The organism is Haloterrigena sp. KLK7 (genome assembly GCF_037914945.1).
Classification (GTDB): domain Archaea; phylum Halobacteriota; class Halobacteria; order Halobacteriales; family Natrialbaceae; genus Haloterrigena; species Haloterrigena salinisoli.
In genome coordinates this window covers 1,277,624-1,295,616 of record NZ_CP149787.1, presented here as the reverse complement: position 1 = coordinate 1,295,616, position 17,993 = coordinate 1,277,624, and the positions used below count along the sequence as shown (strand labels likewise).

The 17,993-nt window shown below is 66.1% G+C and carries 23 protein-coding genes and 1 pseudogene; 14 read left to right on the top strand and 10 right to left on the bottom strand.

Features of this window, described 5'->3' with window-relative positions; translation table 11 throughout:
* Position 1: 1 nt before the first annotated feature.
* Positions 2 to 1,843 (top strand): IucA/IucC family siderophore biosynthesis protein, encoded by a 1,842-nt coding sequence (locus WD430_RS06440; protein WP_339105192.1) that lies wholly within the window; start codon positions 2 to 4, stop codon positions 1,841 to 1,843.
* 192 nt (positions 1,844 to 2,035) lie between these two features.
* Here WD430_RS06440 and sufU read toward each other — a convergent pair whose 3' ends face one another.
* From sufU to WD430_RS06395, 9 genes are all read right to left on the bottom strand, one after another.
* Entirely contained in the window at positions 2,036 to 2,455 is a 420-nt protein-coding gene (sufU, locus tag WD430_RS06435) for a Fe-S cluster assembly sulfur transfer protein SufU (protein WP_339105191.1), read from the bottom strand.
* A 185-nt stretch (positions 2,456 to 2,640) separates the two neighbouring features.
* Positions 2,641 to 2,889 carry a hypothetical protein gene (locus WD430_RS06430; protein ID WP_339105190.1) on the bottom strand — a complete coding sequence of 83 codons (249 nt, stop codon included), beginning with the start codon at positions 2,887 to 2,889 and terminating at the stop codon, positions 2,641 to 2,643.
* A 103-nt stretch (positions 2,890 to 2,992) separates the two neighbouring features.
* The gene (locus WD430_RS06425) at positions 2,993 to 3,628 is read right to left on the bottom strand and encodes an HD domain-containing protein (protein WP_339105189.1); all 636 of its coding nucleotides are present in this window, start codon (positions 3,626 to 3,628) and stop codon (positions 2,993 to 2,995) included.
* 88 nt (positions 3,629 to 3,716) lie between these two features.
* On the bottom strand, positions 3,717 to 4,139 hold the full coding sequence (locus WD430_RS06420; RefSeq protein ID WP_339105188.1) for a PIN domain-containing protein: 423 nt from the start codon (positions 4,137 to 4,139) through the stop codon (positions 3,717 to 3,719).
* Positions 4,136 to 4,438, bottom strand: coding sequence for an AbrB/MazE/SpoVT family DNA-binding domain-containing protein (locus WD430_RS06415; protein ID WP_339105187.1), 303 nt, complete (start codon positions 4,436 to 4,438; stop codon positions 4,136 to 4,138). Before WD430_RS06415 ends, WD430_RS06420 begins: the two co-directional genes overlap by 4 nt.
* 138 nt (positions 4,439 to 4,576) lie before the next feature.
* The gene (arsN2, locus tag WD430_RS06410; protein ID WP_339105186.1) at positions 4,577 to 5,020 is read right to left on the bottom strand and encodes an arsenic resistance N-acetyltransferase ArsN2; all 444 of its coding nucleotides are present in this window, start codon (positions 5,018 to 5,020) and stop codon (positions 4,577 to 4,579) included.
* A 345-nt stretch (positions 5,021 to 5,365) separates the two neighbouring features.
* A complete protein-coding gene (locus WD430_RS06405) occupies positions 5,366 to 6,610 on the bottom strand; it encodes a cysteine desulfurase (RefSeq protein WP_339105185.1) in 1,245 nt (414 codons plus the stop codon).
* 460 nt (positions 6,611 to 7,070) lie between these two features.
* A complete protein-coding gene (locus WD430_RS06400; RefSeq protein ID WP_339105184.1) occupies positions 7,071 to 7,370 on the bottom strand; it encodes a DUF424 family protein in 300 nt (99 codons plus the stop codon).
* Between the two features lie 3 nt (positions 7,371 to 7,373).
* Positions 7,374 to 8,264, bottom strand: coding sequence for a tetratricopeptide repeat protein (locus WD430_RS06395; protein WP_339105183.1), 891 nt, complete (start codon positions 8,262 to 8,264; stop codon positions 7,374 to 7,376).
* 116 nt (positions 8,265 to 8,380) lie between these two features.
* Between WD430_RS06395 and WD430_RS06390 the strand changes: the two are divergent.
* The 10 genes and pseudogenes from WD430_RS06390 to WD430_RS06345 all read left to right on the top strand — a co-directional run bounded on the left by WD430_RS06390 (position 8,381) and on the right by WD430_RS06345 (position 15,167).
* Positions 8,381 to 9,297 (top strand): annotated as a pseudogene (locus WD430_RS06390) (ATP-binding cassette domain-containing protein).
* Complete coding sequence (locus tag WD430_RS06385; RefSeq protein WP_339105182.1) at positions 9,297 to 10,121, top strand: ABC transporter permease subunit; 825 nt, start codon at positions 9,297 to 9,299, stop codon at positions 10,119 to 10,121. The pseudogene WD430_RS06390 and the gene WD430_RS06385 overlap by 1 nt, the downstream one beginning before the upstream one ends.
* Positions 10,122 to 10,215: 94 nt before the next feature.
* Positions 10,216 to 11,022 carry an ABC transporter permease subunit gene (locus WD430_RS06380; RefSeq protein ID WP_339105181.1) on the top strand — a complete coding sequence of 269 codons (807 nt, stop codon included), beginning with the start codon at positions 10,216 to 10,218 and terminating at the stop codon, positions 11,020 to 11,022.
* Between the two features lie 100 nt (positions 11,023 to 11,122).
* Complete coding sequence (locus WD430_RS06375; protein WP_339105180.1) at positions 11,123 to 11,896, top strand: hypothetical protein; 774 nt, start codon at positions 11,123 to 11,125, stop codon at positions 11,894 to 11,896.
* 127 nt (positions 11,897 to 12,023) lie between these two features.
* Positions 12,024 to 12,581, top strand: a complete 558-nt coding sequence (thpR, locus tag WD430_RS06370; protein ID WP_339105179.1) for an RNA 2',3'-cyclic phosphodiesterase — start codon at positions 12,024 to 12,026, stop codon at positions 12,579 to 12,581.
* Positions 12,582 to 12,688: 107 nt separating this feature from the next.
* The gene (locus WD430_RS06365; RefSeq protein WP_339105178.1) at positions 12,689 to 13,657 is read left to right on the top strand and encodes a hypothetical protein; all 969 of its coding nucleotides are present in this window, start codon (positions 12,689 to 12,691) and stop codon (positions 13,655 to 13,657) included.
* A 77-nt stretch (positions 13,658 to 13,734) separates the two neighbouring features.
* Positions 13,735 to 13,887 carry a 50S ribosomal protein L39e gene (locus WD430_RS06360; RefSeq protein ID WP_004267621.1) on the top strand — a complete coding sequence of 51 codons (153 nt, stop codon included), beginning with the start codon at positions 13,735 to 13,737 and terminating at the stop codon, positions 13,885 to 13,887.
* 2 nt (positions 13,888 to 13,889) lie between these two features.
* Positions 13,890 to 14,168, top strand: coding sequence for a 50S ribosomal protein L31e (locus WD430_RS06355; protein ID WP_008892985.1), 279 nt, complete (start codon positions 13,890 to 13,892; stop codon positions 14,166 to 14,168).
* 2 nt (positions 14,169 to 14,170) lie between these two features.
* Positions 14,171 to 14,836 carry a translation initiation factor IF-6 gene (locus WD430_RS06350; protein WP_339105177.1) on the top strand — a complete coding sequence of 222 codons (666 nt, stop codon included), beginning with the start codon at positions 14,171 to 14,173 and terminating at the stop codon, positions 14,834 to 14,836.
* A gap of 103 nt (positions 14,837 to 14,939) precedes the next feature.
* On the top strand, positions 14,940 to 15,167 hold the full coding sequence (locus tag WD430_RS06345; RefSeq protein ID WP_339105176.1) for a hypothetical protein: 228 nt from the start codon (positions 14,940 to 14,942) through the stop codon (positions 15,165 to 15,167).
* 3 nt (positions 15,168 to 15,170) lie between these two features.
* Here WD430_RS06345 and WD430_RS06340 read toward each other — a convergent pair whose 3' ends face one another.
* Positions 15,171 to 15,482, bottom strand: a complete 312-nt coding sequence (locus WD430_RS06340; RefSeq protein WP_339105175.1) for an ASCH domain-containing protein — start codon at positions 15,480 to 15,482, stop codon at positions 15,171 to 15,173.
* A 133-nt stretch (positions 15,483 to 15,615) separates the two neighbouring features.
* Between WD430_RS06340 and WD430_RS06335 the strand changes: the two genes are divergently transcribed.
* From WD430_RS06335 to ftsY, 3 genes are read left to right on the top strand one after another with little or no spacing between them, the layout of a single operon-like run.
* The gene (locus tag WD430_RS06335) at positions 15,616 to 15,786 is read left to right on the top strand and encodes a hypothetical protein (RefSeq protein WP_339105174.1); all 171 of its coding nucleotides are present in this window, start codon (positions 15,616 to 15,618) and stop codon (positions 15,784 to 15,786) included.
* A complete protein-coding gene (gene pfdA / locus WD430_RS06330; RefSeq protein WP_339105173.1) occupies positions 15,783 to 16,232 on the top strand; it encodes a prefoldin subunit alpha in 450 nt (149 codons plus the stop codon). The genes WD430_RS06335 and pfdA overlap by 4 nt, the downstream gene beginning before the upstream one ends.
* A 21-nt stretch (positions 16,233 to 16,253) precedes the next feature.
* The gene (gene ftsY, locus WD430_RS06325; RefSeq protein ID WP_339105172.1) at positions 16,254 to 17,882 is read left to right on the top strand and encodes a signal recognition particle-docking protein FtsY; all 1,629 of its coding nucleotides are present in this window, start codon (positions 16,254 to 16,256) and stop codon (positions 17,880 to 17,882) included.
* Positions 17,883 to 17,993: the final 111 nt, after the last annotated feature.

The window sequence follows — 17,993 nt, the reverse complement described above, 5'->3', positions numbered from 1 at the left end:
CATGCAGAACCCACGACACGACACCGAGACGGAGTACGGACTCGACGGAATCGACACGCTGGACGACGTGCTGACCGAAGACCGCTGGACCGACGTCGGGCAGGAGTTGCTCGCGAAAATCCTGCGGGAATTCACCTACGAGGACCTCATCGAGCCCGAAGCGGTCGACGACGCTTCAGCGGGCGAGTGGACCACCTACGAGATCCATCTCGAGGGGACCCGCTACCGCTTCGCCGCCGTCGAGCGGTTCTGGGACTCCGTCAGCGTTCGCGTCGATTCGATCGAGCGCGACGCCGGCGACGGGTTCGAGCCCGCCGACGACCCGCTCCAGTTCGTCGCCGACCTCGAGCCGACGATCGACATGGACTCGATCACGGCCAGCCACCTCGTCCGCGAGTACACGAACACGCTGCTCGCGGACGCCCACATCGACGCCGAGGACGGACAGACCGACGAGTCGGTCCTCGACATGTCCTACGCCGAGATCGAAGGCGAGATGACCGGCCACCCGTGGCTCACGTTCAACAAGGGCCGGGTCGGCTGGGGGTACGACGACTACCGCGACTACGCGCCCGAGCGCGCCGAGCCGATCCGCCTCTCGTGGTGTGCCGTCTCGCGCGAGGCGGCCGAGTTCGTCAGCGTCGAGGGGCTCGATCACGAGTCGCTGCTCGAGTCGGAACTCGGGAGCCGCTACGGGCGGTTCCGCGAGGAACTCGAGGACCGCGGGCTCGACCCCGACGACTACCTCTTTCTGCCGGTCCACGACTGGCAGTGGGAGAACGCCATCGTCCCGCTGTTCGGCAAACAGCTCGCGACGGACGAGATCGTGCCGCTGGGCGACGGGCCGGACGAATATCTGCCCATGCAGTCGATCCGGACGTTCGTCAACGCCGACGAGCCGACCAAGCACAACGTGAAGCTCCCGATGCAGATCATCAACACGCTCGTCTGGCGCGGGCTCCCCGGCGAACGGACCGAAGCCGCGCCGCTGGTCACGGAGTACGTGAAGGACGTTCGCGACTCCGACCCGTTCCTGCGCGACGAGTGCGAGGTCGTCCTGCCCGGCGAAATCGCGGGCGTGAACTTCGATCACCCGACGTTCGACGCGCTCGAGGCCCCGGCCTACCAGTACAACGAACTGCTGGGGACCGTCTGGCGCGAGAGCGTCACGGACCTGATCGACGACGGCGAGCGCGCGATGACCCTCTCGTCGCTGCTGCACGTCGAGGACGGCGAACCCGTGCTCTCGAAGCTGGTCGCCCGCTCCGACCTCGAACTCGACGAGTGGCTCGAGGAGCTGTTCGCCACGATGCTCCCGCCGCTGCTACACTACCTCTACCGGTACGGAACCGCGTTCTCGCCCCACGGGGAGAACACGATCCTCGTCCTCGAGGACGATCGGCCGTCCCGGCTCGCCGTCAAGGACTTCGTCGACGACGTCAACGTCGCCGAGGCGCCCCTCGAGGAGCTCCGGGATCTGCCCGACGACCTCGAGGAGGTCCTGCTGTCCGTGCCGCCGGAAGAACTGCGCCTGTTCGTCGTCTACGGGCTGTTCGTCGGCGTCTACCGGTACCTCGCGGACCTGCTCGCCCACCATCACGACTACTCGGAGGAACGGTTCTGGGGGCAGGTCCGGGCTGCGATCGAGGACTACCACGAGCGGTTCCCCGAGCTCGAGGACCGGTTCGAGCTGTTCGACCTGCTCGAGCCGACGTTCCCGAAGCTGACGCTGAATCGCAACCGGATCGTCGACTTCGGCTACGGCGACCTCACCGAGCGGCCCCACGCGATCGAGCACGGCACCGTGCCGAACCCGCTGGCCGAAGTCGACCCCGAGCGGTGACCTGACGCCGAACGCGCCGCTCATCGGCTGCGTATTCGACCCGGACGAGTTACACGGTATCGAGGCGCGGACTCCGGCTTAGCAGGGAATGCTGGACGAGTGGTGTGCGGCGCGTAGCGCCGCAAGTACGCGATCGGGGAGTGAACCGATCCGTAAGCGAAGCGAGCGAGTCCGAGCGGAAAAAGGTGGGTCTCAGTCCTCGGTCGTCGTCTTCTCGACGTCGAGTTCGCCCTGATAGATCTCCGCGCCGTCCTGGGCGACCTTTTCCGCCAGAACGGCACACTTGATCCGCATCGGCGAGATGTCGACCCCGAGCATGTTGACGACGTCGTCGCGGTCCATCTCCTGGAGCTCCTCGAGGGTCTTCCCTCGAAGCTCCTTCGAGAGCATGCTCGCGGAGGCCTGGCTGATCGCACAGCCGTCGCCCTTGAACGCGACGTGTTCGATCGTCTCTTCGTCGTCGTCGAGCTTGACGTCCATGCGAATCTCGTCGCCACACATCGGGTTCTCGCCGACGTGGGTGAACGTCGGATCCTCGAGCTCCCCGTAGTTCCGGGGGTTCTTGTAGTGGTCGAGGATCTGCTGTCGGTACATATCCGAGCCCAGTCCCATTGTTATCCCTGAATAGACGCGAGAGTTGTAAAAGGGTTCCGGGGCCGACGGCGCTCCGGTATCGAGAGGTGGTCTGTACCGCGATCGCGGACGGACACCGATCGGCGGACGCGTCGCTGGAGTCGGTGCAGTCCGCCCTCGACGAACGCCCCATCGACCGCGGAAACGGTTGATGGTCGATACCGCTACGGCGATCCCTGGTCGACGGGGGGATTGAGGTAGCAGGCATCGACGATCACGAGCGCGCCGATAGTCGCCGCGACGAACATCGCGTGCACTACCGGCAGGCGCAGAACGTGTGCCGCGACCAGTGCAACCGTGAACACGACCGGCACGATCCCCAGCAGGAGGTCGTACCGGCTGGCCTCGGCGAGAACGTCGACCAGGGTCTCGAACGGATCCCGTCGGGGGCGACCGATCGTACTCTCTTGCATCGTTCTCACCTCGGCACCGCCTAGTACCGGTGCGATCCTCAAAAACCCTACGCGAGTTTCTTGTTGTTCCCGAACTGACGGCTCGAGGGACGGTCCGTCTGACTCAGCGCTCGCCGGTCAGTTCCGCGTCGAACTGCGCGACGTAGTCGCGAACGAACTCGGCGCGATCGGTCGCGAGCTCCCGGCCGACGTCGGTGTACATGCGCTCGGGCAGCTTGAGGAGCTTCTTAGAGAGGTGATTGTACTGCGTGGCCCCGGCGGTCGTCTCGTCGTCGGCGACCGGTATCGCGGGATCGTGGATCGGCTCGCCCAGCGCGCCGCCGTGGGCGAAGGTGCGAGCGATCCCGACCGCCCCGAGCGCGTCGAGGTCGTCCGCGTCGCTGACGATCTCGGCCTCGAGGGTCTCTGGCTCGATTTCGTTCGAATAGCGGTGGGCGCGCACGCAGTGTGCGACGGCGTCGATGGTCGCCGGGTCGGCGCCGCCGTCCTCGAGGATGCGACCCGCCTCTTCGGCGCCCCACGTCGCGTGGTCGTCGATCTCGCCGCTGGCCTCCTTCTCCCGGCCGATATCGTGGAGATAGACGGCGAGTGTGACGACCTGGCCGTCGATTTCGTCGGTCGGGTACCGGTCGAGCAGCGTCTCCGCGAGCGTCTCGACGCGCTGAACGTGGTGCCAGTCGTGAGCCGGCGGGGCGCCCTCGAAGTAGCTGCGAGCGCGGGTGCGGACTGCCTCGAGCATGGCCGTCGTGTTTCGGTACCGATCGAATAAGCGCTCCGTTCGCAGGTGACGGACGCTCAGATGTACGTTACCAGTCTTCCTTCGGACTCTAGACCGATCCGTCGCGAAAGCGCTCGATCGGCGCGTCGGTGATCTCGTCGTAATCGTCGTCGCTACCCACCAGCAGCGTCGCATCGACGTGCGCTGCGGTCGCTAACGCGAACGAGTCGCCGAGTGCGGGATTGTACTCGAGAACGTGTTCGGACGCGTCGATCCAGACCGGTTCGACGTCGACCGGTTCGAGTCCGAGGTCGAACAGCCACTCGAGATACTCGTCGGCGACGTCGCGGTCATACTTGCGAGCGAGGATATACCGGACTTCGGAGAGGTTCACCCGACTGCTGTAGCCGTCGGCATCTTCGATACCGACTGCGTCGAGGAATTCCGCGACAGCCGACGCGCCCGGTTCGTCAGCGGCGTGTGCGACCAACGGTTCGGCGTCGAAGACGATGCGATCGGGGACCGTCGTCATTGCTCCGACGAAAACCGCTCGTCTCGAGCGGACGTATCCTGAGCCCGTTTCTCTCGAAGAAGTTCGGTAGCGGGGGTGTCGGTCGACGCCTCACTTCGTGCAGCGAAGCCCTGCATTTCGCTCGCGGATCGGACCTGTTCGACGATGACCTCGCCGTCTTCAGTCTCGCGGAACAGTGCTTTCCCCGGGGCGTCGATGCCGAGTTTTTCCCGGAATCGCTTCGGAATCGTCGCCTGACCGTGCTTGGAGACCGAAACGATCTCTTTTTCAGAGTCCGTCGAGGATTCAGACTTATTCATTATTCATAGCTATTCACGCCTCATAAGTAAGTGTTACCCGTCAGCCACGAGAACGACCCGACTCGCTGAACGGGTTCCTGTCAGTGGAGCGCTAGCCCGTTCCGTCATAGACGACTGCCAGTCCTATCGAGACCGATCTCAGAGGGATTTCCGCATACACGTGGCCGACGCGGGGCAGAGTTCCCTGAACTCGGACGTCCTTCGAATCGCGGCCGGTGCGTCGCTTCGCTCGAGTTCCTCGTAGCCGCGACCGGCGAAGAACCCGGCGGCGGTCGTCGTGAGCAGGTACAGCGTCTCGAGACCGTCGATTCGAGCTCGCCGTTCCAGCGCGTCACAGAGCGTCGTTCCGTACCCCTTCCCGCGCGCCGAGCGCTCGACGACGACCGACCGAAGCAGTCCGTCGGTGCCGTAGCGCTCGAGGCCCCCGATGCCGATCCGGTCGTCCCCGTCGTAGGCGACGTAGAACCGCGCGGATGACGTTCGGACGTCCGCCGAGGGGAGGTCGTTCTCGGCGAGCAGGGTTTCGATGTCCTCGAGTGCGCTCTCGTCGGCCCGTTGAAGCGTGAGGGGCGCCCCGGACATGTTCCTGCCAATGGTTTGAATCGAGTAATAGCTTCGCGAGTCCGGATTCCGTTTAGCGTATCGGTGGTTTTCTCGAGCGCTCTGCCCATCGTGGCACCAGGGAGTTGCCACGCCCTCCCCAGCCGATTCGCTCGTTCGCGGGCTCACTCGCTCATCCCTCGCACGGGTTCGTGCCGCGGTTCACAGCAGTTCACCGCGGCACAGCGCGCGCCACTGCACGTGGACTGGTTTCCGCCGCTGCCGCTATCCGGTTCGAGTCGTAGAATCGTGTCCGCGACGCAGTTCGTCGGATTCGAACGGACGGGAGCGAAGAACCCGCGAAACCGTCCCGCAGTCAGCAGTCGTTTACGCGAACAGCTCGCGCGCGTCCTCGAGCGCTGCGACCAGCTTGTCGACCTCTTCGCGCGTGTTGTAGACGTAGAACGACGCTCGAGTCGAGGCCGGCACGCCCAGCTTGTCGTGGAGCGGCTGGGTACAGTGGTCGCCCGCGCGGACGGCGATGGTGTGGTCGTTCATGATCGAGGCGAGGTCGTGGGCGTGGACGCCCTCGACGTTGAAGCTGACCAGTCCGCCGCGGTCGGGACCCGGTTCGGGGCCGTAGATCTCGACGTCCTCCTCGCCCTCGAGTTGCTCGTAGGCGTAGCGAGCGATCTCCTCCTCGTGGGCCTGGATCCGTTCCATCCCGATGTCCTCGAGCCAGTCGATGGCGGCCTCGAGGCCGACGGCTTCGGCGATCTGGGGCGTCCCGGGTTCGAACTTCCAGGGGAGGTCGCCCCAGGTGGAGTCCTCGAAGGTGACCTTCCGGATCATGCCGCCGCCGTAGAGGTAGGGCTCCATCGCCTCGAGCAGGTGCTGTTTCCCGTAGAGGACGCCGATCCCGGTAGGGCCGGCCATCTTGTGGCCCGAGAAGGCGTAGAAGTCGGCGTCGATCTCGGCGACGTCGACGGGACGGTTGGGGACCGCCTGCGCGCCGTCGATAAAGGAGAGCGCGTCGTGCTCGTGGGCGAGGTCGGTCAGTTCGGCGACGGGGTTGACCGTGCCCAGCGTGTTCGAGACGTGGACCGCCGAGACGATGGCGGTGTCGTCGGTGATGAGCTCGCGGGCGTGATCCATGTCGAGGCGCTGGTCCTCGTCGATCCGGATGTACTTCACGTCGGCGCCGGTGCGCTTGCCGATCTGTTGCCACGTGACCAGCGAGGCGTGGTGTTCCATCTCCGTGAGGACGATCTCGTCGCCGGGGCCGAGCTCGTTCAGGCCCCACGCGTAGGCGATCAGGTTCTCGCCCTCGGTCGTGTTCTTCGTGAAGATGACCTCCTCGCGGCCCTCGGCGTTGATGAACTCGGCGACGCGGTCGTGGGCCTCCTCGTACATGATGGAGGCCTCCTGACTGAGGTGGTGGATCCCTCGGTGGATGTTCGCGTTGGACTCGCGGTAGTAGTCGCTCATCGCGTCGACGACCGAATCGGGGGTCTGGGTCGTCGCCGCGTTGTCGAGGTAGACGACCTGCTGGCCGTCGAACTCGCGCTCGAGGATGGGGAACTCGTCGCGAATCGCTCCGACGTCGAGCGACTCGAGGTTCTGTTGACTCATTGTCTCTCCGGAGGGTCCCCAGACAAAACACTCCTTCGGTCGAGGCACTCGAAGCCGTCGTCTCGGACGCCAGACGCGGTGTGAAAAACGGAAAGCGGGAAACGGTGGATAGTGGACGGAGTGGTGGAAGCGGTGGTCGGTGGGAGTGGTGGGTAGGTGGGTGGGTGGGTGCCTCGGCAGGGGTGCGCTCAGATCGTCCAGTATCCCGCCCTGCCATTTCCGTGTTCTCGACCGATCGGCATATCGGTGTCTCCAAACTGTTTTGGTAATGTTGTCTAACTTATTATGGCGGTGTGTGGATACCATCCTCCCGGGAAGAATTCACCCGGTAGTCGGCTCGGAACGGACGTATTCGTCCCGGCCGGTCGTCGAACGCGAGACGATCGGCGCGAACGAGTCGTCCCCTCGATACCGCCGACACGGTCGACGCCTCGCAACGTCCACGGAGGCCTCGAGACCGTCAGAACCGCTGCATGCGCAGTAACTGGGCGTGGAGCGTCGTTCCGACCTCGAGGACGTTCGCCTCGTCGATAAACCCCTCCTCGATGGCGAGTTCGACGGCGCGCGTGCCGACGATGTTGGCGACGGCCGCCCGCGAGAGGCTGTCGACGACGGCGCTCTCGTCGGCGGTCTCGCCGCCGTAGAACTCCTCGGTGACGGTCAGCGAGATCTCGTCGCTCTCGAAGGTCTCCCCGAGGACGTCCTCGTCGCAGACCGCGACGAGCAATCCCTCCTGTGTCTCCCGTTCGTTGACGAGCATTCGTTACTCGAGCCGCCAGTCTTCCTCGTCGCGGTCGGACGCCTGACCGGGGTCGGCCATGTCGAACCCGTCCTGTCGGCCCTGCCGGCGCTGGGGCTGGGACTGAGACTGAGATCGGGGGTCGCCGAGGGACTCGCCTTGCATCTCCCTGCGCTCCTCCATCACGCGCTGTTCGGCGCGCTCGCGCATCTCGATGGCCTCGTCGGCGATCTCCTCGGCCTCGTCGTACTCGCCCAACTCCTCGAGGATCTCGGCCTTTTCCTCTAAGATCTTCGAGTTGCGCATGCCCAGTCGAATCGCGTTGTCGATGCAGTGCAGCGCCTCCTCGGCCAGTCCGCGCTCGGAGAGGAAGAACGCGCGGTTGTACCACCCCTCGGCGAACCGGTCGTCGATCTCGACGGCGCGCTCGGCGTGGTCCAGCGCCTGCGAGGTCTCGCCGAACTCCCAGAGCGCGTACGCGAGATTCGTCTCCGCGGTCGCCGCGTGCTCGCTCGAGTCGTCGATGTTGATGGCCTCGCGGTGGGCACCGATCGCCGCGTCGTACTCCTCGAGTTCGGCGTGGGCGACGCCCTTGTTCACCCACGCCTCCTGCTCTACGCGCTCGTCCTCGGCGAACTGGGCGGTCCGCTCGAAGGCGTCGGTGGCCTGCTCGTAGCGGTTGATCTGCATGTAGTTCAGGCCGACGTCGAGCAACTCCTCGGCGTCGACGTCGTCCTTGGCGATGTTCTGGTCGTCGAGCGTGTCGGTGACGACCCGCGAGTCGACGGGGTCGACCTTTCCCGGATCGACGGCCAGTTCCGGCGGGTCCAGATCGAACTCCTCGTAGGCGTCGTCGAATCCGTCGCCGTCGGAGAATCGGTGATCGCCCTCGCGATCGCCTTCTCGGTCAGTCATTGTCGGAAACTAGCGGTGACGACTGTTAAGGGCTGCGACCTCGGGAGTGGCCGATATATTACCGTCGAATTCACCGAATATAAAGAGCTATAAAATAGTTATACTACTAACAATATATGGCTGCAATAACGGTCGAGAACGTCTCGAAGCGGTACGGGACCGTGACGGCGCTCGATCGCGTCGATCTGACGGTCGACGAGGGCGAGATCTTCGGCTTCCTCGGCCCCAACGGTGCGCGGGGAAGTCGACGCTGATTAACGTCTTCCTCGACTTCGCTCAGCCGGACACCGGTCGGGCGGCGATCTTCGGGCACGACTGCCAGGCGGAGTCCGTCGCGGCCAAGTCCCGTATGGGCGTCCTCCCGGACGGGTACACCGTCTACGACCGACTGACCGGCCGCCAGCACGTCGAGTACGCGATCGAGGCGAAAGACGCCGACGTCGAACCGATGGCCGTTCTCGATCGGGTCGGCATCCGCGACGCGGCCGACCAACGGGCCGGCGGCTACTCGAAGGGGATGGCTCAGCGGCTCGTCCTCGGCATGGCGTTGGTCGGCGAACCGGACCTGCTCGTCCTCGACGAGCCCACCAGCGGTCTCGACCCGCACGGGATCAAGCAGATCCGCACCGTCATCCGGGAGGAACGCGAGCGCGGCGCGACCGTCTTCTTCTCGAGTCACATCTTGGAACAGGTCGAGGCGGTCTGTGACCGCGTCGGCATCCTCTACGACGGCGAACTCGTCGCGACGGACACGATCGAGGGGCTGCGCCGGTCGGTCGGCGGTGCGACGAAGCTGTTGATCACGGTCGACCGCGTCGACGAGAGCGACCTCGAGGCGGTCGAATCCCTCGCGGGCGTCGAGCGCGCCTGGCCGAACCCGGAGGCCGACCGGGTCGAGGTGACCTGTTCGAACGACGCCAAGATGGACGTGCTGGTCGCGCTCAACGAGTCCGGAGTCGACGTCGAGAACTTCCGGACCGAGGAGGCGTCGCTCGAGGAGATGTTCGTCGAGTACACGAGCGGAGCGAGCTGATGTCGTGGACGACGATCGCTCGCCGGGAGTATGCGGCGACCGGCGACTCCCGAGCGATCCGGTGGTTGCTGTGGGCGCTCGCCGGCGCCTGCGTCCTGAGCGGGTACCTGTACCCGGTCCTGGGCAGCGAGCCGTTCACGACGAAGGCGTTCGTCGGATTCGGCTTCCTGACCGGGAGCGTCGATTACCTCCTGCCGCTGATCGGTGTCTTTCTCGGCTACGGCGCCATCGTCACCGAGCGGACGTCGGGGCAGTTGACGCTGCTGTTGTCGTTGCCCTACAGCCGTCGGGACCTCGTGCTCGGAAAACTCGTCGGCCGCTCGCTCGCGTTCGCGACGACGCTCGTCGCCGCCCTGACCGTCGCCGGCGCGCTCGTCGTCTACCCCTTCGGCTCGCTCTCGTCGGGCTGGTATCTGGCCTTTATCGCGCTGACCGTCCTCTACGGCTGGATCTTCACCGGGATCGCGACCGCGATGTCGATGCTCACGCGATCGAAGCACCTCGCGACCGTCGGTGCCTTCGGCGCGTACGGGCTGTTCGTCCCCGTCTGGGGCGCCGCTCGGTCGGCCCTGCGGTACGGCCTCGAGGCGATCGGACTCGTCGACGGCGAGTTGCCCGACGCGGTACTGTTCCTGTTCGGCCTGAATCCGGTGACGCTGTACGATCGGCTGTTGACCGGGTTCTTCGTCGACGGGAGCGCCGGCGCCTACGCCGGATCGAACGCCTGGTACTTGAGCGAGTGGCTCGCGCTCGCGCTGTTCCTCGCCTGGACCGTCGTTCCGATCGCGTTCGGCTACCTGCGGTTTCGAAACACGGACCTATGATCGATCGAGCACCCTCCAACGGTAGTACGACCCTCCGAACGCTCTCCGGCAGCGGGCCACTCCCTCGAGCGCCCGCAAGCGGCGGTGATCGCGGATGAACTGGCGGCCGACCGCGCGGAAGGACGTCCGAGACTCGATCCGCTCGCGGACGATCTGGGCCCTCGCGGCGCTCGCGGGACTGCTCGTCCTCAGGAGCGCGGTCTTCGGTCCGGACTCCGGAGCGTTCGCCGCGTTCGTCGAGACGACGTTCGCGACCGTCTACGGACTCGTGCCGCTGGTGGGCATCGTGCTGGGCTACAAGGCCGTTCTCTACGAGCGCGAATCGGGGAGCCTCGTCCTCGCGCTGTCGCTCCCACAGTCCCGGCGGGACTTCGTCGCCGGGAAACTCGTCGGTCGCTCGCTCGTGCTCGGACTCCCGCTGGTCGCCGGGCTCGTCGTCGTCGGCGCGGTCGCTCTCACGCAGTACGAGTCCGCCGCGCCGCTGTCGTATCTGGGCTTCGTCGGCGCCACCGCGCTGTACGGCGTCGCGTTCGTGTCGATCGCGCTCGCCTGCTCGATGAGCTTCGCGACCGATCGACAGGTTCTCGTCAGGGCGATCGGCCTCTACGTCGCGCTCGATCGGGCCTGGATCTGGCTGGTGGATACGATCGTGGCGGTTCTGTTCCGCTTCAACACCCCTTCGCCGATCCCCGACTGGGCGGTGGCCCTCCAGTTGGCGTCGCCGAGCGAAGCGTACCGACACCTCGTCGCCGTGCGCTTCGAGTTCGATTCCACGCATGCCCACCTCGCCGCGGAGGCGCCGTCGGTCGTCAACTCCTGGACCGCACTGCTCGTTCTGGCGGGCTGGATCCTCGGTCCCGTCGCGATCGGCTATCTCCGCTTCAGGAACACCGACCTCTGACCGTCGGGCGATTGAGGGGGTATCCGACCGCGACTGCAGTCGCGACCATAATGTGTCAATACGAAAATTTTTGTAACCTAACCGATTAGTGTTAGGTGGCATGTCCCCGCCAAACCGCCCCCGATCGACAGCGACGCCCTCCGCGTCGACGGACCGCTCCCGAACCGATCGCCTCCTCTCCCGGCGCACGTTCGTCGCCGCCGGGAGCGCGACGGCGCTGGTCTCGCTCGCCGGCTGTTCGGCGGTCGCCGACTTCCTCGCCGACATGGCGCTGCAGGAGGTGAACGTCTTCAACGGCGCCGATCAGTCGGTCAGCGGGACGATCGAGGTCGTCGACCCCGACGACGAGACCGTCCTCGAGGAGACGTTCGATCTCGAGGCCCCGCCCGAGGACGACGAGTCCGACGAGAACACCGAGGCGACGGTCCAATACGACGACGTCTGGACCGGCACCGGCGACTACGAGGTCACGGTCGCGCTCGACGACCCCCTCGAGGAGGAGACGAACGACGGCTCGAGCGAGTCCGACGCCGGTAACGAGACGAACGAGTCCGAATCGACGGCCGACGAGACGTTGGCGAACGAGTCCGACGGCGCCAACGTGTCCGAGGACGAATCGACGGTCGTCGAGGACGCTGACGGCGAGACTGACGGGAACGAAACCGGTGGAAACGAAACTGATGGGAACGAGACCGACGGCGAGAACGAGACCGACGATCCGTCCCAGAGCGGACCGAGCAAGACCGACACGGTGTCGGTCGACAACACCGACGAGCAGAGCCTCGTGATCGGTATCGCACAGGACGGGCCGGCCGACCTGATCAGCTACCACGTCATCGAGGACTTCAGCGACCTCGAGGACGAGTTCGAGTGATCGGTCCCGGACCGTCGACTGAATAGCTGTGCACTCTGCTTTCGTCCGCGTCGGCGGCGACGATCGCCGCGCCGACGCCGCGGCCGCCTGGCGCACGATTCAATAGCTTGCCGACCGGACGCCCGATATGCGACTGTTCGTCAGCGTCGACCTGCCCGACGACCTCGCGGAGCCGGTCGCCGACCTGCAAGCCGAGTTCGAGGACGCGAGCGGGCTGAACTTCACTGACCCCGAACAGGCCCACATCACGCTGAAGTTCCTCGGCGAGGTCACCGAGGATCGGCTACCGACCCTCGAGCGGGAGCTCGAGGCCGCGGTCGCGGACGCCGACGTCGATCCCGTTCCGGTCCGCTACGGCGGACTCGGCGTCTTCCCGAGCCTCGACTACATCAGCGTGGTCTGGTTCGGGACCGAGACCGGCGGCGAGGAACTCACGCGCCTCCACGAGGCCATCGAGGAGCGAACGACGGCGATGGGGTTCGAGGCGGAGTCCCACGACTTCACGCCCCACGTCACGCTCGCGCGAATGGAACACGCCGGCGGCAAGGACCGCGTCCAGGAACTCGTCCGCGAGCGCGACCCGACGATCGGCGAGACGACGGTCGACGAGGTTCGTCTGACCGAGAGCACCCTCACCGATTCGGGCCCGGTGTACTCGACGGTCGAGTCGTTCTCCCTCGAGTAGTCGGCCGTGACGGCGGCGACGACGGTTCGGCGAATGCAGGGTCGACATCGATACCGATCCCTCGCGTAGCGACCGCACACGATGGCCGAGCCCGCCGTCGATCGCTCGTGACACCGTCACTGCCGACTCGACTCGCCGACGCGGCCGAGAGCGGGCGCGTCGTCTCGCGTCGAGAGGTGCTGGCCGCCGTCGGCGGTGCGGCCGCCGTCTCGTGGTCCCGAGCAGACGCGCGACCGATGGCTGACGCTACTGGCGACACATCGGTGCAGGTTCGCGTCTATTCCGGATCGCTTCCGTTGCGGATCCGACTGCGAAGCGCCGTCGCCGGTTCGGACGGCTGGCCGCCGGCGCTGCGGGACGCGCTGGGGGCCGTCGATGACGCCCTCGAGCAGGTCCGCGACTACGCCCGCGAGCGCTCGCGACTCGAGTCCCCCGATCTCCGCGTCGAGCGCGGCGGGTCGGTTCGGCTCGCGCGCTCGGCGGTGCAGCGCCCGTCCGACGTCGTCGTTCCGTCCTTCGAGGCGGTCCTCGACGGGTTCCACCGCCGGCTGCGGGAGCGCGACGCGCTGACGGGATCGACCTGTCACCTCCTCCTGTGTTGGGAGCCGCTGAACTATCGGGTCGGCTACGGCGGGACGCTGTCGCCGAACGCGCACGTCGGCGACGACGCCGACGGGACCTCCGGCGACGCGCTGACGGTGGCGAACGTCGGCGCGAGCGAGCGCTGGGACTCCCGGGACGTCACGCGGAACATGGCGATCCACGAGACGCTGCACACGTTCCTCTCGGCCGACGTGGTCGAGGCGGTCGGGGGCTCTCCGTGCGATCACGACCTCGGAGAAGCGGTCCGGGTCGACGACGAGACGCTGCGCATCTCCCCGATGGCGTCCGCCTACGCCGGTCGGGAGGAGATCGGCGCCGGCACCCGATTCCACGGTACCGGCTGCTACGACCACTCGGCGTTCCACCGCCACGGCGGAACCGAAGGCGTCGAGAACTGGACGTACACGACCGATCTGAGCGAGGCGACGCTCGAGGGCGTGACGCGCTATCTCGAGCGGACTGCGGGCCCGTAGCCGGCAGCGACGCCGTCGACGGCTCCGTCGCGAAGATGGACAAGATTTTAAGCCAGCGTGGGCTACGTCCGGCTACTATGGGTAAGAAATCGAAGGGCAAGAAGAAGCGACTTGCCAAACTCGAGAACCAGAACAGCCGCGTTCCGGCCTGGGTCATGATGAAGACGGACATGGAAGTCCAGCGAAACCCCAAGCGACGCAACTGGCGGCGTAACGACACCGACGAGTAACGATGAGTGCAAGTGATTTCGAGGAACGCGTCGTAACCGTTCCGCTGCGCGACGTCAAGAAGGGGGCCAACCACGAGGCCGCCGACTACGCGATGCGACTGATCCGCGAACACCTCGCGAAACACTTCGCGGTCGACGAGGACGCCATCCGCCTGGACCCCTCGATCAACGAGGAAGTCTGGTCGAACGGCCGCTCCAACCCGCCGCGAAAGCTGCGCGTCCGCGCGGCCCGCTTCGACGAAGAGGGTGAGGCCGTCGTCGAGGCCGAGGTCGCCGACTAAACTTGCAACGCCTCGCCTTCGCCGGGTCGGCGTACGTCGGCGTCTTCGCCCGCGCGACCGACTCGTGCGTGCTCGTTCGCCCGGACGTCGACGACGACGTCGTCGCCGACCTGACCGACGAACTCGAGGTGCCCGCGATCCAGACGACCGTCGGCGGCTCCTCGACGGTCGGCGCCCTAGCGACGGGTAACGAGAACGGGCTGCTCGTCAGTTCCCGAGTCCTCGAGTACGAGCGCGAGGCCCTCGAGGAGGCGGTCGATCTCCCCGTCGCGGAACTGCCGGGGAACATCAACGCCGCGGGTAACGTCGTGCTCGCCAACGACTCCGGCGCGTACGTCCACCCCGACCTCCCGCGGGAGACGGTCCAGATCGTCGAGGACACTCTCGAGGTCCCCGTCGAACGCGGCGACCTCGCGGGCGTCCGGACGGTCGGCACCGCCGCGGTCGCGACGAACTCCGGGGTGCTCTGTCACCCGAAGGCGACCGACGAGGAACTGGACGTCTTAGAGGAGACGCTGGACGTCCGGGCCGACGTCGGCACCGTCAACTACGGCGCGCCGCTGGTCGGCTCGGGACTGATCGCCAACGAGAGCGGCTACGTCGTCGGCGAGGACACGACGGGTCCGGAACTGGGCCGGATCGAGGACGCCCTCGGTTATCTGGACTGATCGGTCGTTCGGCCGACGGTTCTCAGGACGACTGTTCGTTTCCGCCCGGATTCGTTGGTGGAGAAATACTTTTGCTGCGCTCGGTCGTCGCCTCGAGCACAGAATGTCGGTCCGGAATCGGTACCGGCGGTTCGAAGCGTATCTGGAACGGCATCGACTCCTGTACTACGGACTGCTGTTCCTCGCTCCGGTCGTCGCTCGCGTCTGCTATGCCGCCCTCGGTGCGGAACCGATCGGTGAGGGATTCCGTCAGGGCGTCGTGTTCGCGACGGCGTTCGTCGTCACGACTGCCGTACTGAAAGGGATCTTCGGCCGGGAACGCGTCGCGTAGCGGCTACTGCCGTTCGAAGCGGTGGCGAACGACCTCGCTGTCGTCGTCCCACTCGAAGTCGTCGTGGGCGCGCTCGAGCATGCGTCGATACCCCTCGAGGTCGTCCATCCCCTCGGCTCGGGCGTCTTCGTCGGTCAGATCGCCCAGCCGGCGCTCGGTCACGTCGGTCACTTCGAACGTCGTTCCGTCGATGGTGAACGTATCGCCCGCCTCGGCGTACTGATGGCCGCGGTGGATCTGGGTGACGTCCCCCTCGAGGGCCTGGGACTGCATTCGCTCGCTGGGCAAGAGGTCGTCGGGCTCGAGTTCACTCATAGGCGCCCGTACGGCGTCGTCCGCAAAACCGTTTGGCACCGACGACCGGCCGCTCGCTGCGACGGCCGCCGCGAAGGGGCGTCGGCTCCGAAGGAAAGGAACATTCTTCCGACTGCCTGCCGGAGTCATAGCCATGAGTCGGTTTACGGTCACCGGCCGGGTTGCCGATTCCGACGGTTTCGCGGCGTCCGAAACCGCGGCTGTGACCGAAAACGAGAGCGTCGGTCGCGAACGCGTTCTCTCTCGACTCGAGAGTCGATGCGGACCAAAGCGGATGCAGATCGAACTCGAGGACCAACAATGAGTCAGCAACAACTACAGCAGCTGTCACAGGAGCTACAGGAGATCGAAGAACAGATCGAGGCACTCGAGGAGAGCGTCGAGGCCGTCCAGCAACAGAAGAGCGAGACCGACGAGGCCATCGAGGCCCTCGACACGCTGGACACCGAGTCGACGGTGCAGGTGCCCATCGGCGGCGGGGCCTACCTCCGTGCCACCATCGAGGACATCGACGAAGTGATCGTCGAACTCGGCGCCGACTACGCCGCGGAACTCGAGGAGGACGACGCCGTCGACGCCCTCGAGAGCAAGAAGGAGAACCTCGACGACCGAATCGACGAGATCAACAGCGAGATCGCCGAGCTCGAGACCGAGAGCGAGGAACTCGAGCAGCAGGCCCAGCAGCTTCAACAGCAGGCGATGCAACAGCAGATGCAGCAGATGGGCCAGGGCCAACAGCCCGACGAGTAACGACGGGACCCCTTTCCCACCATGTTTGACAACCTGAAGGAGAAACTCGGGAGCTTCCGGAAAGACGCCGAAGAAGCCGCCGAAGAGAACGTCGAGGAAGTCGACGAGGACGAGCTCGAGGAGGCAGAAGGCGAGGACCTCGAGGCCGAAGCCGAGTCCGAGTCCGAGTCGGCGGTCGACACGGCCGACGCGGCCGCGGCCGGCGAGGGCGACGCGGCGACTCCGGACGCTCCTGATACCACCGGTGAACCGGTCGACGAGCCCGAGAGCGAACTCGAGGCCGAGCCGGCGGCGCCGACCGAGACGGCGGCGGCCAGTGCCGAATCGGAGGCCGACGCCGAGTCGGAGTCCGCGTCGGCGGCCGACGCGGCGTCGACGAACGACCGGTCGGCCGCGGAGCCGGCACCCGAACCCGAATCCGAATCTGAGCCCGAACTCGGGACTGAGTCCGAAATCGAGCCCGAGCCCGAGGTCGGACCGGAGACCGAGGCAGAACCCGAGACTGAGACCGAGACCGCGTCCGAATCCGAAGACGAAGACGAGGAGGAGTCGTCCGGACTCGACCTCAAGGGAATCATCAAACGGGGCAGCGAGGACGAGGAGGAGGACGAGCAGACGGACGCCGTCGAGGACGAACCGGCCGACGTCGCCGAGCCGACCGCCGGTGCCGAGACGGCCGACGCGGGCGACGACGAGCCGCTCGAGGCGGAAGCCGACGCCGCCGCCGACGACGACGACGAGACCGAAGACGAACGCTCGACCGGGTTCGGCACCAAGGCCCGATCGCTCGTCAAGGGCAAGTTCGTCATCGAGGAGGAGGACCTCGAGGGGCCCCTGCACGAACTCGAGATGGCGTTGCTCTCGAGCGACGTGGAGATGGGCGTCACCGAGGAAATCCTCGACAACCTGCGCGACGACCTGATCGGGGAGACCCGATCGTTCACGACCTCGACGGGTGACGTGATCGAGGAGGCGCTGCGCGACGCGATCTACGACGTGATCAGCGTCGGCCAGTTCGACTTCGACGAGCGCATCGCCGTCGCGGACAAGCCGGTCACCATCGTCTTCACCGGCGTCAACGGCGTCGGGAAGACGACGTCGATCGCCAAGATGAGCCAGTACTTCGAGGAGCGCGGCTACTCGACGGTGATGGCCAACGGCGACACCTACCGCGCCGGGGCCAACGAGCAGATCGAGCAACACGCCGAGGCGCTCGACACGAAGCTCATCACGCACGAACAGGGCGGCGACCCCGCCGCCGTGCTCTACGACGGCGTCGAGTACGCCGAGGCCAACGACATCGACGTCGTGCTCGGTGACACCGCGGGTCGGCTCCACACCAACGAGGGCCTGATGGACCAACTCGAGAAGATCGATCGCGTCGTCGACCCCGACATGACGCTGTTCGTCGACGAGGCGGTGGCGGGACAGGACGCCGTCAACCGGGCCCGCGAGTTCAACGAGGCCGCCGAGATCGACGGGGCGATCCTGACGAAAGCCGACGCCGACTCCAACGGCGGCGCGGCGATCTCGATCGCTCACGTCACCGGGAAGCCGATCCTCTTCCTCGGTGTCGGTCAGGGCTACGACGACCTCGAGCCGTTCGACCCCGAGGAGATGGTCGATCGACTGCTCGAGGACGACGAATAGCGTTCGGACGCGTTTCCGTCGCCCATTCCGGTTCCTCTCTTGAGCCTGCGCTCACCGATTCGACCGTTTGATACAATCGATTACTACTCGAAATCGAATACGAAACATACA